Annotated in this window: 16 protein-coding genes and 2 pseudogenes; 4 read left to right on the top strand and 14 right to left on the bottom strand. The window is 38.2% G+C overall.

The window, feature by feature from the left end; all coding sequences use genetic code 11:
• Positions 1 to 5: 5 nt before the first annotated feature.
• From FUT79_RS11285 to FUT79_RS11275, 3 genes are all read right to left on the bottom strand, one after another.
• The gene (locus tag FUT79_RS11285) at positions 6 to 440 is read right to left on the bottom strand and encodes a hypothetical protein (RefSeq protein ID WP_044634822.1); all 435 of its coding nucleotides are present in this window, start codon (positions 438 to 440) and stop codon (positions 6 to 8) included.
• Between the two features lie 141 nt (positions 441 to 581).
• Positions 582 to 938, bottom strand: coding sequence for a four helix bundle protein (locus FUT79_RS11280; RefSeq protein ID WP_148889682.1), 357 nt, complete (start codon positions 936 to 938; stop codon positions 582 to 584).
• Between the two features lie 92 nt (positions 939 to 1,030).
• A complete protein-coding gene (locus FUT79_RS11275; RefSeq protein WP_244951088.1) occupies positions 1,031 to 2,011 on the bottom strand; it encodes a helix-turn-helix transcriptional regulator in 981 nt (326 codons plus the stop codon).
• A gap of 845 nt (positions 2,012 to 2,856) precedes the next feature.
• Between FUT79_RS11275 and lysS the strand changes: the two are divergent.
• The 3 genes and pseudogenes from lysS to ppk1 all read left to right on the top strand — a co-directional run.
• Positions 2,857 to 3,192: pseudogene (lysS, locus tag FUT79_RS11270) on the top strand (lysine--tRNA ligase); the annotation flags it as partial.
• A gap of 61 nt (positions 3,193 to 3,253) precedes the next feature.
• Positions 3,254 to 4,501 carry a sodium/glutamate symporter gene (gene gltS / locus FUT79_RS11265; RefSeq protein WP_148889680.1) on the top strand — a complete coding sequence of 416 codons (1,248 nt, stop codon included), beginning with the start codon at positions 3,254 to 3,256 and terminating at the stop codon, positions 4,499 to 4,501.
• Positions 4,502 to 5,018: 517 nt separating this feature from the next.
• On the top strand, positions 5,019 to 7,061 hold the full coding sequence (gene ppk1 / locus FUT79_RS11260) for a polyphosphate kinase 1 (protein ID WP_148889679.1): 2,043 nt from the start codon (positions 5,019 to 5,021) through the stop codon (positions 7,059 to 7,061).
• Between the two features lie 345 nt (positions 7,062 to 7,406).
• Here the strand turns inward: ppk1 and FUT79_RS15780 are convergent, their stop codons facing one another.
• From FUT79_RS15780 to FUT79_RS15900, 7 genes and pseudogenes are all read right to left on the bottom strand, one after another.
• Positions 7,407 to 7,997, bottom strand: coding sequence for an iron-containing alcohol dehydrogenase (locus FUT79_RS15780; protein ID WP_252714366.1), 591 nt, complete (start codon positions 7,995 to 7,997; stop codon positions 7,407 to 7,409).
• Positions 7,904 to 8,350, bottom strand: coding sequence for an iron-containing alcohol dehydrogenase (locus FUT79_RS15775; RefSeq protein WP_148879145.1), 447 nt, complete (start codon positions 8,348 to 8,350; stop codon positions 7,904 to 7,906). The genes FUT79_RS15780 and FUT79_RS15775 overlap by 94 nt, the downstream gene beginning before the upstream one ends.
• Before the next feature lie 29 nt (positions 8,351 to 8,379).
• Complete coding sequence (locus FUT79_RS11245; RefSeq protein WP_244951087.1) at positions 8,380 to 8,655, bottom strand: cyclophilin-like fold protein; 276 nt, start codon at positions 8,653 to 8,655, stop codon at positions 8,380 to 8,382.
• On the bottom strand, positions 8,631 to 8,876 hold the full coding sequence (locus FUT79_RS15600; RefSeq protein WP_148879144.1) for a hypothetical protein: 246 nt from the start codon (positions 8,874 to 8,876) through the stop codon (positions 8,631 to 8,633). The genes FUT79_RS11245 and FUT79_RS15600 overlap by 25 nt, the downstream gene beginning before the upstream one ends.
• 23 nt (positions 8,877 to 8,899) lie before the next feature.
• A complete protein-coding gene (locus tag FUT79_RS11235; RefSeq protein ID WP_044634682.1) occupies positions 8,900 to 9,616 on the bottom strand; it encodes a dihydrofolate reductase family protein in 717 nt (238 codons plus the stop codon).
• The gene (locus FUT79_RS15595) at positions 9,613 to 9,807 is read right to left on the bottom strand and encodes a hypothetical protein (RefSeq protein WP_231577597.1); all 195 of its coding nucleotides are present in this window, start codon (positions 9,805 to 9,807) and stop codon (positions 9,613 to 9,615) included. The genes FUT79_RS11235 and FUT79_RS15595 overlap by 4 nt, the downstream gene beginning before the upstream one ends.
• A gap of 87 nt (positions 9,808 to 9,894) precedes the next feature.
• Positions 9,895 to 10,002: pseudogene (locus tag FUT79_RS15900) on the bottom strand (MerR family DNA-binding transcriptional regulator); the annotation flags it as partial.
• Between the two features lie 784 nt (positions 10,003 to 10,786).
• Between FUT79_RS15900 and FUT79_RS11225 the strand changes: the two are divergent.
• Entirely contained in the window at positions 10,787 to 11,344 is a 558-nt protein-coding gene (locus FUT79_RS11225; protein WP_002698635.1) for a flavin reductase family protein, read from the top strand.
• 56 nt (positions 11,345 to 11,400) lie between these two features.
• On the opposite strand, the gene FUT79_RS11220 is transcribed toward FUT79_RS11225, so the two are convergent.
• The 4 genes from FUT79_RS11220 to deoC all read right to left on the bottom strand — a co-directional run bounded on the left by FUT79_RS11220 (position 11,401) and on the right by deoC (position 14,861).
• A complete protein-coding gene (locus tag FUT79_RS11220) occupies positions 11,401 to 11,940 on the bottom strand; it encodes a ClbS/DfsB family four-helix bundle protein (protein WP_024753262.1) in 540 nt (179 codons plus the stop codon).
• A 422-nt stretch (positions 11,941 to 12,362) separates the two neighbouring features.
• The gene (locus FUT79_RS11210) at positions 12,363 to 13,166 is read right to left on the bottom strand and encodes a leucine-rich repeat domain-containing protein (protein WP_024753263.1); all 804 of its coding nucleotides are present in this window, start codon (positions 13,164 to 13,166) and stop codon (positions 12,363 to 12,365) included.
• A gap of 108 nt (positions 13,167 to 13,274) precedes the next feature.
• Complete coding sequence (gene gpmA, locus FUT79_RS11205; protein ID WP_002698640.1) at positions 13,275 to 14,018, bottom strand: 2,3-diphosphoglycerate-dependent phosphoglycerate mutase; 744 nt, start codon at positions 14,016 to 14,018, stop codon at positions 13,275 to 13,277.
• Between the two features lie 195 nt (positions 14,019 to 14,213).
• Positions 14,214 to 14,861 carry a deoxyribose-phosphate aldolase gene (deoC, locus tag FUT79_RS11200; protein WP_002698642.1) on the bottom strand — a complete coding sequence of 216 codons (648 nt, stop codon included), beginning with the start codon at positions 14,859 to 14,861 and terminating at the stop codon, positions 14,214 to 14,216.
• Positions 14,862 to 14,885: the final 24 nt, after the last annotated feature.

The following is a 14,885-nucleotide window of genomic DNA, read 5'->3' as shown; positions in this document are numbered from 1 at the left end:
AATAATTATTTCTCAGTTGTTTGTTTTCTTCTCAGTACTACTCTTCCATTTTTCACTTCACATTCTTCGTAGTTTTTTAGCACATCTTTTATGACCGAAGCTGCTATCCCAATAGCAAAAGCAACTACTCCAGCAATAATTGCTACTTCAGCTGTTGTAAGAACTATTGTTGTTCCGCCAAAAGCAATCGCAGCGGTAAGACTAGCCGGTGCAGCACCAACTAATGATAAACCGCCGGTTACCGGTGCTAATATCACTCCTGCAATAAGTCCACCGATACCGAGAACACCACCACCAATAGCAACGCCCTTTCGAATTTTTTTAGCTTTGAGAGCCTTTTTAATTCCTTTTGCCATTTCACCTTCAAATATTATTTTATCCGGAAGCTCTTTTTTCACACGTTCAAAATCATTCTTTGTTCTTACGATTATTTCACTCATAATTTTTCTCCTCCGTTCACAAGCCCTTTATTCTTGTGAACTAAAAATATTTTATTCGCCTTTTGATTTAAGCCTTCAAAAAGCAAAAAGGCTGTATTTAATTCTTAAGTATAAATTCATAACTAAGAATTAATCTCAGAATTAATCCTTGCTATTTTTTGTTTTTGTGATTGCAACTAAAATTTTTATAATTTCTTGACAATCCGGATAAATGGAAGAAAAGTTTTCTTCGCTCAAATACCCGCTTTCATGCAATAACTCCAACCAATACTCCGTCTCACTGGCTTCTTTTAATGCAATAAAAAGTTTTGCATAAAAATCAGCTTTACTTTGCCCTCTGATTGCTTCCTTCACATTTGCACCGATACTTGTACCGCTGCGCAGCATTTGTTTTGACAAAATAAACTCCCGCTTATCATCACACAAGATTTTGTATATCCGTATAATCTTAAGTGCAAAACTCTTTGACTTCTCTACAATAACATTGTCGGTTTTCATAATTCATCATTCCTAATTCCCCATTAGAATAAATTTCTAACTCCTCATTCATCATTCCCAATTCCTCATTAGAATAAATTCATAATTCCTCATTAAGAATACATCCTCGCCACTTTTGCCGCTTCTTTCCGTACCGCTTGCACGAGCTCCGGCGGCTCAAGCACTTTTACCGTCGCACCTTGCCCCAAGCAAAAGCGCATGATTTCTTCAAACTGCGTTGTAGAAAAACTCACCTCGACACTTTTATCGGGCAGCACCTTTACCTTTTGCTCATCGCTCCAAAGATGCTCTTCGGCAAAAACGCCGACCGCAGGCGAAAACAAAAGCCGCACGGTAAAAGGCGTCCGCTTTCCGAGCCACACGCCCACATTGGTGTCGATATAATCGGCAAGCTTAAAATCCTCCGGCACTTCAAACGCGTCCCGCTCCAGTAGCGAAATTCCGCTCATCCGGCTGAACGCAAAAATCCGCACATCGTTTTTTTCACGGCAGCGTCCGATTACATACCACGCACCCCGCTGACACACAATATGATACGGCTCGCACACGCGCAAACTCGGCTCATTTTGTTCCAAACTGCGGTAAAAAAACTTCAAAGCTCGTTTCCGCTTTACCGCGCTGAAAACCGCTTCAAAAACTTCAGGCTCTATCGGAGGTGCCGGTTCGCTGATAAACGAAACCCCGTCATCCAACCACAGCGTACTCACCGAAACCAAATCTTCGGGAAGCAATGCCGCCAGTTTTGAAAACACCGCCTGAAGCCTCGCCTCAATCGGCGTATTCCGATACTGCCGCAATGTCTTTTCAAAAACCGCCACCGCAAAAAGTTCCTCGTCGCTCAAAAAAAGGCTTTTCAGGAAAAAAGTTTCGCTCGCATAAAAATAACCGCGCCGCTTCGCATCGTAGTCAATCGGAGCGTCGTACATATCTCGCAAAAACTCAATGTCCCGCTCAATCGTTCGCCGGCTCACCTCAAACAGCGCCGCAAGTTTTTCCGCCGTCGGATACCGCCCCGCTCGAATTTCTTCGTCAATCCGCAACAGTCGCCAAAACTGCACTCTCCGCTCATTCATTGTCATACCTCATTCTAGCACACGCGATACGACAAATACTGTCGGAGTAAAAAAATAAATTGCTATTTCTATTTGGGTGTTCCGCCGCTGCTTTAAATCCGTGTCGGCAGCGCCGTCGGGCTTTTCGGGGCTCCGGTACGAACGCACGAAAATTGCCGTGCGTTCGTGTACAAATTTCGGCATTTTGAAAAATGCCGAAATTTCCCCTACAATCCCTAACACAAAAAATGTCCGTATTTTTCGGCGGACAGTTCGCAGTTCCCATACTTGCCGCCTCACGTCTTTTGTTGACCGTGCTCATTCTTAAACACGGATAAAAAGTAAAGAAAGGTTCTATTGATTGATTGAGCAAAAACCGTGCCAAAATTAAAAGCACAAGTCAGAAAGCTATAAAACATTTGGAATGAGAAATATTCAACTGCATTTAAATATACCATACGCTGCATACATCAATCCGTTTAATCAATGATAGTTACTCTATCATAGTACAATGAAAATATCAAGATAACAAAATCGATAAGCGGCTTTTATCGAAGGTTTAACTTCGCCGCTGAAATGGCGCGGCTCGTTAAACGCCAAGTTTTGCTTGGTAAACTGATTTGCAAAACTTGCAGTTTGTATGCCGTTTCTCACTATGTTGCGAAACGGCGGAATTGAACAATTTTCGAAAATTGATATTTCCTCAATTGTTCAATTTTAAGGAAGGTTTTATTGGACTCTAGCATTTGTTGTAAAATTATGCTATACTTCTTTTATTCGGTTTCTTAAGTATTATATAGAAAACACAGGTTATTATACTTGAGAAACATATCGTTTTTAATATTTATTGTGGATAAGAGTGACGTATGAATAAATTACATTGGGCGGATTTTGCCGCTGAAAAAATTCTGAGAGAGCGTGGCGAGCTGGACGAATACACATGTGCGTCAGGGATTACGCCTTCGGGAACCGTGCATATTGGAAATTTCCGCGAAATTATTTCGGTGGAATTGGTTGTTCGGGCCTTGCAGGACCTGGGTAAAAAGGTGCGTTTTATTTATTCTTGGGACGATTACGATGTGTTCCGTAAAGTGCCTTCGAATATGCCGAAACCTGAAATATTGGAAAAATATTTACGCTATCCGATTACGGAAGTACCCGACACCTTTGAACGAGACGAAAGTTATGCGCGGCACCATGAAATAGAAAAAAGAACGCGGTATTTTATTGATACTGCTAATCTGTTTTTTTTAGGAGGATATTATGTCATTTGAAATGGTGGGAAGTGTATTTACGATTAAATTAGATGCGATATTTACACTTGCACTTGCGTCTATTCTTTTACTGCTTGGGTATTGGGTAAAGAATAAGGTTAAGGTAATCGAAAAATACTGTATACCTGCTCCGGTTGTCGGCGGGTTCTTGTTTATGTTTATTACCTATGCGGGGCATGTAAGCGGAACTTTTTCTTTTAATTTTGTAAATACGTTTCAATCTCCGTTTATGCTTGCGTTTTTTACAACAGTTGGACTTGGGGCGAGTTTTAAATTACTCAAACAGGGTGGTAAGCTTTTGATTATTTATTGGCTCATTGCCGGCGTGATATCAATTTTCCAGAATACAATCGGAATTATTTTTGTTAAAACAATGAACATTCCTGCTCCTTACGCACTGCTTTCTTCGGCTATTTCCATGATCGGCGGACACGGCGCAGCACTTTCCTACGGAAACACTTTTGCGGAAATGGGATATGAACAGTGCCCGTTAGTGGGAGCTGCAGCCGCAACCTTCGGTCTTATCACTGCGGTACTTGTCGGCGGTCCTCTTGGAAGAATGCTTATCGAAAAGAATCATTTAAAACCGTCCGAAGATGAAAACTTTGATGCGTTATCTGCTCAAGCAATCAACACCCAATCGGTTGAGCTTACCAGTCTTGATATAATAAAAAATGTTGTGGTAATTATTGTATGTATGGCAGCCGGCTCTCTTATTGCTAAATTTATAAGCAGCCTTATTGCGATTCAAAAACTTGAATTTCCTACCTATGTAGGCGCTATGTTCGCTGCGGTTATTGTTCGGAATGTGAATGATAAATTTAAATTTTACAAGTTCAGCTATCCGCTGGTTGATGAAATCGGAAATGTTATGCTGAGTTTATATCTTGCGCTTGCTATGATGACGCTAAAGCTTTGGGAGTTAGCAGGACTCTTAGGCGGCGTATTGCTTATCGGATTGGCTCAAGTAGTTTTTATGATTTTAGCCGCATACTTTGTAGTATTTAAATTGCTTGGAAGCAGTTATGATGCGGCGGTAATGTGCGCAGGACTTTGCGGACACGGACTGGGAGCAACGCCTTCTGCAATCGTAAATATGACAGCGGTCAATGAACGATACGGCATGTCAAAAAAGGCAATGATGATTGTACCGATTGTCGGAGCGTTTTTGGTTGACATCATTTATCAGCCTCAAACCATTGCATTCATCGGTTATTTTGTTCAAGCCATAAAATAAAACATAATCAAAACCCGCATGCATAATTACAAAACAGGTTTGCGGGTTTTGATAAAACTTTTCTTATCAAATTATTTTTATAATTAGATTTTAGATTTTTCATAGGTGAAAAATTTTATCAAAGAGAGTTCGACACGGCGCAACGGTAAGCAATTTACCATAGGAATGCTTAAATTCGCAGCCCCTTATTGTTGATACTTCGATTTTTATAACAGGAAGTTAATTACAAAACGCTATAGTAGTTTTGTGTTGATGCTTTAAAACATCGTTTGGAATTTTGCAAGGGTGGGTAATTTACCATAGGAATGCTAAATTTGTAAGCCATCAGTTTTGATGTTCAGGTTAATATAATCGGCGATTATTACAGAACTTTATGTTAAGTGCGTGAGCTTTGATAAGCAAAACGGAAAAGGTAAAATCCTTTTAGCAGTACAGCTTCTTCGGAATAACTGCATCCTGATTTAGTCAAAGTTTTTTAAAATCTTGATTTTTTTATTTCTTTGAGTATACTTTTTTTATGTATTTAGACAGAGAGCTGTCGTGGATAGATTTTAATGCTCGCGTTTTGGATGAAGCCGCTCAGCAAACAGTTCCGCTTTTAGAACGATTACGTTTCATCGGAATTGTATCATCGAATTTTGATGAATTTTTTATGGTACGAGTTGCGGGCTTAAAAGAGATGATATTCGAAACCGCAAAAACTGATAATCAATCAGAGCTTTCATATATCCAAGAGCTTGAAAAAATAGAAAAAAAAGTGCGGCTCCTTTTCGATAAACAAGAGCATATTTTGCATTCAGAAATTTTACCGCAGTTGGCTCTCAATGGTTTGTGTTACAAAAAGCCGCAAGACTGCACCGAAGCGCAGCAAGAATTTTTTACGGAATATTTTCAAACAACTATTCTGCCTTCATTAATCATCAGAAAGGCAGACTTAAATACAATTTTACGGGCAGTTACCAATATACAACTGCATATTGCATTTCTTGTTGAAAAAAAACAACAAGGCCTAGAGTCAAATAAAAAGACAAGTGAAATAATGCTGGTGCAAAAACCTTCTCATCTTTCACGATTTATTTTTTTGCCGACAAAAGATGTAACCGAGTTTGTATTGCTTGATGAGCTTATCCAATTTTTAGGAGAAAGCATTTTTCCTCAATATAATATTTTGGCACATATGATTTTTAAAGTAAATCGTGCGGCAAGTATGACTGTTGATGAAACTCGGGACGAAGATTTTATCCAAGCAATGGAAGATGTGTTGCGTCGGAGAAAAAATTCTTTTTTGGTTCGAATGAATTGCACGAATAATAGTCCGGAACTTTTAGAGAGCTTGCAAAAAGAATTTAATTTACTCCCGAAAGAAATATATGCAAGTGCCGGTCCTGTCGGACTTGCGGAATTTGCAAGTCTTGCAGATATCTGCGATTTTCCAAAACTTAAAAATTCACCATGGGCGCATAGTATTTCTTCCTCACTTGATTTACAAAAAAGCCTTTGGAAGCAAATACGAAAAAAAGATATTTTACTGCATGTCCCCTACCATTCTTTTGATCCGGTGCTGAAACTTATATCAAATGCCGCAACGGATAAACAGGTTCGTTCTATCCAGATGACTTTATATAGAACAAGCCGACATTCACCGGGAATAAAAATGCTTCAGCGTGCAGCAAAAAAAGGAAAACGAGTTCGGGTTTTTATTGAGTTAAAGGCACGCTTTGATGAAGAACAGAATATTGAGTGGGTGCGAAAATTAACACGTTCGGGTGTTACCGTTATGTATGATTTACCACACTACAAGGTACATGCAAAAATGTTATTGATTACGCGCCAAGACAAAGACGGAGAGCGCGATTACCTGCATCTTTCTACCGGTAATTATAATAGCAGTACTGCAAAACTTTATTCGGATATTTCGCTTTTTACCGTTAACAAACAAATGACCGAAGATGCAAAACAAATCTTTGAATTGCTTGCCCGCAGCCCGCAAGAAAAAACTTTTAAAAATAGCACGCTTATTATCGCACCGCTTTTTATGAAACAAAAATTACTTGATCTTATTGAGCGTGAACGACAAAATGCGCTCGCCGGTAAACCTGCATACATTACTGCAAAGATGAATAGCTTATCGCACACCGAGTTAATTGATGCCTTATACAAAGCAAGCATTGCGGGCGTTTGTATTCGCTTAAACGTACGCGGTATTTGTATGCTTGTGCCGCAGGTTGCCGGCTTAAGTGAGAATATTCAAGTTGTCAGCATTATTGACCGCTATCTTGAGCATAGTAGAATATTTCAATTTTGCAACAACAGAAACACTGAAACGTATCTTGCAAGTGCGGACTGGATGCCGCGTAATCTTGAGCGTCGTGTCGAACTTATGTTTCCTGTTTTTGACGAGGATAACAAAAAAGAAATATCCGACATACTTGAAACCTATTTTCAAGACAATTGCAAAGCACATTATATGCAAAGTGACGGCAGTTGGAAACGCGCAGAACCGCAGGGTGTAGTTTTCCGCGCACAAGAAGAATTACAAAAAAAATATCAGCAAGGTTGAAATTAAAAAAAACGCACCATATGATGATGCGGTTTTGAAAAGTATTTTATGTTTTTTGTTTTTCACTACAAAAAGCCGATTGCTTTTTCAAGTTGTTTCCGAACATACGCAATCATCCGAAAATCCCCATCGATTCTTTTACTATTCCCATCACATCATCTTTTGTTAAAATTTTGTATCCACCTGTTAAAATAAATGTCCTTCGGCTATGCCTTCAAGCATGTCTTCGGTAACGCCAAGTTCTCTTGCGTTCATCACAACACCGATTTCGTTCATCCACGCAGTCATTTTTTCCAAACCTTCCAACGCAATTTGTTCATCGCTTTTTCCGCTTGGGGATACATTTCATACGTTGATGGCATAGCGCTTAAATTTCGCTAGACCATAGGGCAAAATATGTTTGTAATACGGAATGGATACCGCCGACAAGGTCATGCCGTGAGCAGCATCGGTATATGCACCGATGCTTTGTCCAATCATGTGAACCATCCAATCGGTTGTCTTTCCCATTGCGATGAGGCCATTTAAAGCAATCGTTGCCGTCCACATAATATTGCTTCGTGCCTCATAATCTTCGGGGTTTCTAACGGCAATTTTTGAGCTGTGAATAAGAGAGCGCAGTAAACCTTCAGCGATATAATCGGAAGTATTGTCATCGCTGCCCGAAAAATATTGTTCTAAAATATGCGACATGATATCAAAGATGCCTGATATCATTTGGTACTTCGGTACCGTAAAAGTATACCGCGGATTTAAAATAGAAAACTTAGGCATAACCGCTTCACCGAATACTTTTCCGATTTTTAATTTTTTTTCTGTATTAGTGATACCGGAACCGCCGTTCATTTCCGAGCCGGTTCCCACCATTGTAAGAATACAGCCGACCGGAATAATTTTTGTATCGGCTCTTCCGCTTTCACAAAAAACTTTTCCCAAGGATCTTCAGTGCAATGCACGGAAACTGAAACCGCTTTTGCATAATCGCATACGGAGCCACCGCCTACCGCAAGAATAAAATCAATTTTATTTTCTTTTGCGATTTTTATTCCTTCATATAATTTTTTTAAAGTGGGGTTCGGCATCACGCCTGCATCTTCAATCACATTCTTATTTTCTTTTTTCAAAATAGAAATAATGTCATCATAAATTCCGTTCTTTTTTATGGCCCCCCCGCCGTATACAAGCAAAATATTTTTGCCGTAATTTTTCAATTCACCATGTAAATTTTCAAGTGAATCTTCTCCAAAATAAATCCGTGTCGGATTTGCGTATTTAAAATTTCCTAACATTTATCTGCTCCTATTGTTTTTTTAAGATTTTATTTTTCTAAAGAAAGTGTAACGGTAATACTACCTACCCCTAAGATTTTTTTCAATTCGCCTTGGCTTATATTTTCAATTTTCCCAAGGCGTGTAAAATTCCAAGAATTAGTATCGTAATAAATAACAAAGGAATTACCCTGATACAAAATTAAATCACCCGGCTTTGTTATAATGGATTCATCGTTCCGCGGCAGTGTTTTTCCCAAGCTTCCTACTTTTTCAAAATTGCCGTAGTCGCTCATGGTAATTACAAGCGGCTTTTCGGCAAGCATTTTTTTAATGCGCGAGTGGAAGAGTTGTCAACCAAGCTTGCCGTTAAAATCCTATCTCCCACTTTAATATACATTATGTTTGTATTCATTATTTCTTCCTTTATATTTTCATCTTTTTCATTTGCGATTGCACAAACGGAAAACATCCCCATGATGCAAACGATAAACAGTTTCATAAATACTTTCTTTATATTAGAAAGCCGGCTGTTTTTTATACCCATCGTTTTACCTCCTCATGCGTAATTTATTTTTTTGTTTTATATAATGCCCAAATAACTCCGCCGTCTAAAACTTCTACATTCTTTAATTCAAAAGCCTTATCTTTTATTTTTGTATAAGGTTCTTTTGCAGTAAAGAATCTCGAGGCATTGGGATCTCCATTTGCAATCGGTGCAATAACCATGCTGACTTCATCCACAAATCCTCTATCTAAAAAAGTCCAGTTTATAGTACCTCCACCACCTACCATAAGTCTTCTTATTCCAAACAATTCCTGTAGTTTTTCAAACATTATTTCAAAATCTATATTATTTTGTCCAGCTACAATGTATGAAATTTCTTTACTCCTTAAAAAGGCTTTGTAAGCATTGGATGCCTTTTCTGTTAGAACTTCTATAAAATGTGTAGGAACTCCTCCATAGTAAAAAGTATTTGTTTCGAAGGCAAGCTCTCCTTTTGGATCAATGGAGATATAATACATCGGCATTTTTTCTACAGCTACATAGTCGCCACCCGGAACCTTTGGTGCATTTTCATCTAATTTTGGTTTCTTATAAAATGTCACATTGTCTTCTGTTGAGGTTTTACCGTTTAGATATGCATCTATTTTTATCTTACTATCTTTTGACAAACACAGCTGTTGATAATGTTGAGAGGCTATGTCAAACTCCGGCAAATCCATTGAATTAATATTTCCATCGATGGAAGTATGTGTGTGAATAATAATATATGTTTTTTTCATTTTGATTTTCTCCTTGTCTTAACTTTGCATAATTCCGTATTTTCGCTATCCCAAACAAGTTTACCTGTTTTTACCGCTTCTTCGTACTTTGCAATTTTGTATTCCAATTTTTCCAAAGCATCATCATACTTTTTTTTCTTTTCTAAAACTTCAACCCGCGCTTTCTTTAATAAATCGCATCGCTGTTTCAATGTTGTATCGCCTTTTTGAAATAATCGCACATACTGAGCCAACATTTCTACAGATAGCCCCGCACTTTTAAAACAGATTGCGGTTTGAATCCAATTTAAATCTTCTTCCGTATAATTACGAATTCCTCCGCGTGTTCTTGCAACTTCAGGGATTACACCTTCTTTTTCATAGTAGCGAAGTGTGTTCGCAGTAATGCCGAAGAGTTTTGCAACTTTCGTTAACTGTCATTTTTGTATCCTTGTAAAAATATTTTTGAAAAATTGTAACTCTTTTTTCAATACTTTTACTATACAACTTAGAGCTTACTCCAAGTCAAGGGTTTAGTGTAATGTTTTGTGATTAACTTGATGTTATACTCAGCTGCATGTCAACAATGCCGGCTTATCGAATTCTGTGTACCGATAGTAAACTGCCGCAAATAAGAAAATCAGAGCGGACATAGACGCTCGATGCTCTACGCAGAAGTACTGTTGCCTGCCGTATCAAAAAAAAAGGTGGCAAAATTCGGAAACTGCATTTTGCCTATGGTAAGTTTACTCGCCGTTGCGCCGTGTCGATTTCTTTCTTTATAAAATTTGTATAAAAATTTTAAACAGTATTGACTTAGAGTTGACTCTAACTATTATATTTTAGAAGAAGGGAGCGCTTTACAGAATTATTCCGGCAAACCCGTATCCTGAAAAATACAAGGAATGCACCGAAGTTGCCATAGCGGAACGAGATGCTAACGCGCGTCCTGCAATTGCAAACTCGCTCCGGTCTATTGAAAAACATATCGCATCATTATCGGTTATCCGATATGGTGGCAAATGTTTATGACGGACTTTTTGTAAGACCGTCCGACGTGAATGCTATCGGCAGGTATTTAAAATAGAACGGATTGACAAAATAAAAAATTGATTTAAGCTATAGTGATAATCATCGAAGAAAATATTTTTCCGAATTTACACACTTTAAAAATTTAAATAGGAGAAGAGTATGAGAAAAGATTTTGGTGTAAAGACTTGGTTTTATCCATTGCCGGTTTTGATTGTGGGCACTTATGATGAAAACGGAAAGGCAAACGCAATGAATGCGGCTTGGGGCGGTATTTACGATACCAATCAAGTAATTATTTGCTTGAGTCCCGGACATAAAACCGCAAAAAACATTCATGCGAAAAAAGCTTTTACTATAAGCTTTGCGGATGCTGATCATGTAGTTGCGGCGGATTATGTCGGTATTGCTTCCGGGAATAAGGTGCCCGATAAAATGGAGAAGGCGGGCTTTACTACGGAAAAAAGCGTGTTTGTCGATGCGCCTATTATCCGCGAATTGCCAATGGCTTTGGAATGCAGACTCATAAAAACAACCGAAGAAGGAAACTTTATCGGCGAAATTGTTAATATCAGTGCCGATGAAAAAATAATTGGAGAAGACGATTTAATTGACGCAGAAAAGCTTCAAGCAATTTGCTACGATCCGGTTCATCATGATTATCTTGTGCTCGGAAAAAAAGTCGGTAAGGCTTTTAGCGATGGGAAGAGTTTGGAATAAAAATTAATCTACGGCTGCATAAATGTTAGAGTTAGCACTCATGCAGCTAATACTTTTTAGTGCGTCTTTGCTTTTCTAAAAAACTTGATCTTTTTTATTGCCCAATCATAGTGGCTTGAGGCGGAAGAAACACAATAACTTCCAAGCGTGGTTGTGCCCGTCCATTTAAACTTTCCCTTTTGGAATAACTCCTCGTTGGAAAACTTTTCTATTTCGGTTATAACCTTTTTGTGCCTTTGTTCTAAAAGCTTAATAGCATCATTGCAGGAAGTTTGTTGGTGCTTTTTCCAAAAAGAAATATTCATCTCGCCGTAGGTTTTCCAGTTATAAGGCTCGGGTAAAAACGGTTTTTCTTCACCGGTCATGTTTGAATGAATCCAATGAAGCAACAACTCCTGCCATTCATACAGATGAATAAGAACATCCCGTATATTTTTATCTCGTTGCCAATGAGCTTCTTTTTTATTTACGGAAACATCAAGATTAAATTCTGCATTCAATTCTTTTTCGTTCATGTTCTTAATTATTTCCATCAGTATGGAAAAATTACTTTCCGAATCTTTTAGTAAATCAGTTTTGCTTTGTGCTCTTGCCATTTTAGTTGTATCCTTTATTTTTAACAGTACAGTTTTGTATCTTATTCTAATATACCATTCTCTCATTAACTTAGAGAAGTGCATTAGCGGTAATAGCTTACCGTATTTTGCATTCCTATGGTAAGTTTACTCACCCTTGCAAAATTCCAAACGATGTTTAAAAGAATCAACACAAAACTGTAAAATTGAAGCTTTAAAACTCGCAGCTACTGTAAACAGGAATACTAAAAATCAGGGCGTGGCAGTGGTTCCAAACAGAAGCGATGTTTTAAAGCAAGACTATTTGCAAAGCTTTAAAACTCGCAGGCATAATTTTGCCATGGACGGCAAAATTATGACGTTGTGTCTGACTCTTTTTATAAAATTGTCTTGGTTTATATAAAATGATTTATATACATTCAAGTTAACCGCAGAACAGTACACTACGGGGTCTGCATAAGTCTGGCATAACTTTCCCAATTTTCAGCAGTTTCATATGCATTGGACGGAATTAAAACACTCTCGAGCGATGTATCCATAAAAACTTGTTGCCCAAGCTCCGGAGGAACAGGAGAAGTTAAAGCAATTTGTGTAAGCTCTTTGCAGTTATAAAAAGCTGCATTTTTTATCGAAACAATCCGATCGGGAAAAATCAGTTTTGAAAAACCGCAATTTGTAAAAGCACGTTCATAAATAGTGAGTTCTTCTCCTTTTTCAAAAGTTATTTCTTTTAGCGAAACACAATTAGCAAATGCGGAGTTTCGTATTTTTTGTATGCCGGCAGTGATGTGTATTTCTTGTAAATTTCCACAATTCATAAAAGCCGCCACTCCGATTTCGGCTATGGTAGGAGCTATGGTCAATTTTCGTACCATTGAGCAATTTTTAAACGCAGAGTCGGGTATTTCTCGTATGCTGTCAGGAATCGAAATCTCCGTCAGCGAGGTGCAATTCATAAAACCGTTACCGGCAATGGCGGTAATAGGTTTGGTGCGATAAGTTTTAGGAATAAACAATTTACTGATTCGCTGTATTTTCTGCGGATTTGCTTTTACTATAAATCCGCTATCTTCGGTTTCGGAATCTGTAAAGATTAGATAATCATAGATTTCTTCTTTTTCGATTTTTTGCTGCACTGCATTAGATGATGCTTGAACATTATTTTTTTCTATATGCACACAACCGGAAAGGAACAATAATAAAACAAATACCAGTGAGATCTGTCGTATAGTTTTTTCAGCATGCATTGAATTTTCCTTTAAATTATTAGTCATCGTAAACATTAAACCATTATTAGTTCTATTAATTACAAAAAAACCGCCAAGCAAAAATGCTTGACGGTTGATTTTTCGAGTTTATTTCTTTTTTCCCTGATTTGCAACGGCATTTATTTTTGCCGCAATTTTTTCCTGATCGCCAAGATAACGCTTATCAATGACTTTAAAATCCTTATCAAATTCGTACACAAGCGGTACACCGGTTGGAAGGTTCACACCGATAATTTCTTCATCGCTTAAATGTTCAAAGTATTTAATCAACGCACGCAAAGAATTTCCGTGTGCGGCAATAAGCACTCGCTTGCCGGCAAGCATGTCTTTTTTGATATACTCTTCAAAATACGGAACCGCGCGAGCAATTGTGTCCTTTAAACTTTCGGTAAACGGTAACTCATTTTTATTCTCATTTCGATACGGTGTTTGTAAATAGGGGCAGCGCTCATCTCCCTCTTTTAAATCAGGCGGAGCAATATCAAAAGAGCGTCGCCAATTTTTTACTTGATCTTCGCCGTATTTTTCCGCAGTCTCAGCCTTATTTAATCCTTGCAAAGCACCGTAATGCCGCTCGTTTAATTTCCAGGTTTTAACAACAGGAAGCCAGTTCCTGTCCATTTCATCAAGAATAAAATTCAAGGTGTGAATCGCTCGTTTTAAATACGAGGTATAACAAATATCGAAATCAAACCCCTCTTCTCGCAGCGCTTTGCCGCCTTCTTTAGCCTCTTCCATACCTTTTTCCGAAAGCTCAACATCTGTCCAGCCGGTAAATAGATTAAGCTTATTCCATTCACTTTCGCCATGTCGTACTAAAACTAATTTCATAACATCTCCTAAAATTAAATCTCGTGTTTTACTTCTGCTTATTATACTTTTTTATTGAAAAAAAGCAAGGCGGTTAAAGTGCCGATTATCTTTTTGGCGGTGCGATAGCATAGGAATGCTTAAATCCGCACACATCACCGATGAGTATAGCAGCAAGTTAATTACAGAATGTGATACTTGTTCTACTGCGATTGTTTAGCCTTCGATAATGCCGACGCCGTTACTGGTTCCTATTCTTGAACAGCCGAGTTCAATATACATTTCAGCATCGGCTTTTGTACGAATTCCGCCCGAAGCTTTTATTTTGGTATCTTTTTTAAGATACTTTTTAAAAAGTTTTATGTCATCCGTACTTGCACCACGGGAGCCATAGCCGGTTGAGGTTTTAATAAAGTCGGCATTTGCGTTTTCAACACAAGCGCAGACGTCGGCAATATTTTTTTCTTCAAGGTAACAGGTTTCTACAATAACTTTCAGCAGTGCGTTTTTCTTATGGCAAGCATCTGCAATGGTTTTAATTTCTTTTGTAACAAACTCGGTATTTCCTTCAAGCAATTTCCCAATGTTTATTACCATATCGATTTCTTCCGCTCCGTCGGCAATTGCCTGTTCTGCTTCCGCAAGTTTGATTGCAGAAACTTGTGTTCCGAACGGGAAACCGATAACGCTGCATGTTTTTACCGTTGTATCGGCAAGTGCTTTTTTTACGATTGCCACATTACAAGGATTTACACAAACGGAAGCAAACTCATATTTTTTTGCTTCATCACAAATACGAATGATGTCATCTTCAACTGCATTCGGTTTTAATAAGGTGTGATCAATATACTTATTCATTTCCATAATTATTCTCCTTACGTATAAGTT

The sequence above is a fragment of the Treponema phagedenis genome (assembly GCF_008153345.1).
GTDB lineage: Bacteria > Spirochaetota > Spirochaetia > Treponematales > Treponemataceae > Treponema > Treponema phagedenis.
This window is presented reverse-complemented; position numbering and strand designations above follow the sequence as displayed.

What these genes read in the sequence shown, in the direction of transcription:
- FUT79_RS11285 (WP_044634822.1), bottom strand. Translation starts at nt 440, where the DNA reads ATGAGTGAAATAATCGTAAGAACAAAGAATGATTTTGAACGTGTGAAA.
- FUT79_RS11280 (WP_148889682.1), bottom strand. Translation starts at nt 938, where the DNA reads ATGAAAACCGACAATGTTATTGTAGAGAAGTCAAAGAGTTTTGCACTT.
- FUT79_RS11275 (WP_244951088.1), bottom strand. Translation starts at nt 2,011, where the DNA reads ATGAATGAGCGGAGAGTGCAGTTTTGGCGACTGTTGCGGATTGACGAA.
- gltS (WP_148889680.1), top strand. Translation starts at nt 3,254, where the DNA reads ATGTCATTTGAAATGGTGGGAAGTGTATTTACGATTAAATTAGATGCG.
- ppk1 (WP_148889679.1), top strand. Translation starts at nt 5,019, where the DNA reads ATGTATTTAGACAGAGAGCTGTCGTGGATAGATTTTAATGCTCGCGTT.
- FUT79_RS15775 (WP_148879145.1), bottom strand. Translation starts at nt 8,350, where the DNA reads ATGTTAGGAAATTTTAAATACGCAAATCCGACACGGATTTATTTTGGA.
- FUT79_RS11245 (WP_244951087.1), bottom strand. Translation starts at nt 8,655, where the DNA reads ATGCTTGCCGAAAAGCCGCTTGTAATTACCATGAGCGACTACGGCAAT.
- FUT79_RS15600 (WP_148879144.1), bottom strand. Translation starts at nt 8,876, where the DNA reads ATGGGTATAAAAAACAGCCGGCTTTCTAATATAAAGAAAGTATTTATG.
- FUT79_RS11235 (WP_044634682.1), bottom strand. Translation starts at nt 9,616, where the DNA reads ATGAAAAAAACATATATTATTATTCACACACATACTTCCATCGATGGA.
- FUT79_RS11225 (WP_002698635.1), top strand. Translation starts at nt 10,787, where the DNA reads ATGAGAAAAGATTTTGGTGTAAAGACTTGGTTTTATCCATTGCCGGTT.
- FUT79_RS11220 (WP_024753262.1), bottom strand. Translation starts at nt 11,940, where the DNA reads ATGGCAAGAGCACAAAGCAAAACTGATTTACTAAAAGATTCGGAAAGT.
- FUT79_RS11210 (WP_024753263.1), bottom strand. Translation starts at nt 13,166, where the DNA reads ATGCATGCTGAAAAAACTATACGACAGATCTCACTGGTATTTGTTTTA.
- gpmA (WP_002698640.1), bottom strand. Translation starts at nt 14,018, where the DNA reads ATGAAATTAGTTTTAGTACGACATGGCGAAAGTGAATGGAATAAGCTT.
- deoC (WP_002698642.1), bottom strand. Translation starts at nt 14,861, where the DNA reads ATGGAAATGAATAAGTATATTGATCACACCTTATTAAAACCGAATGCA.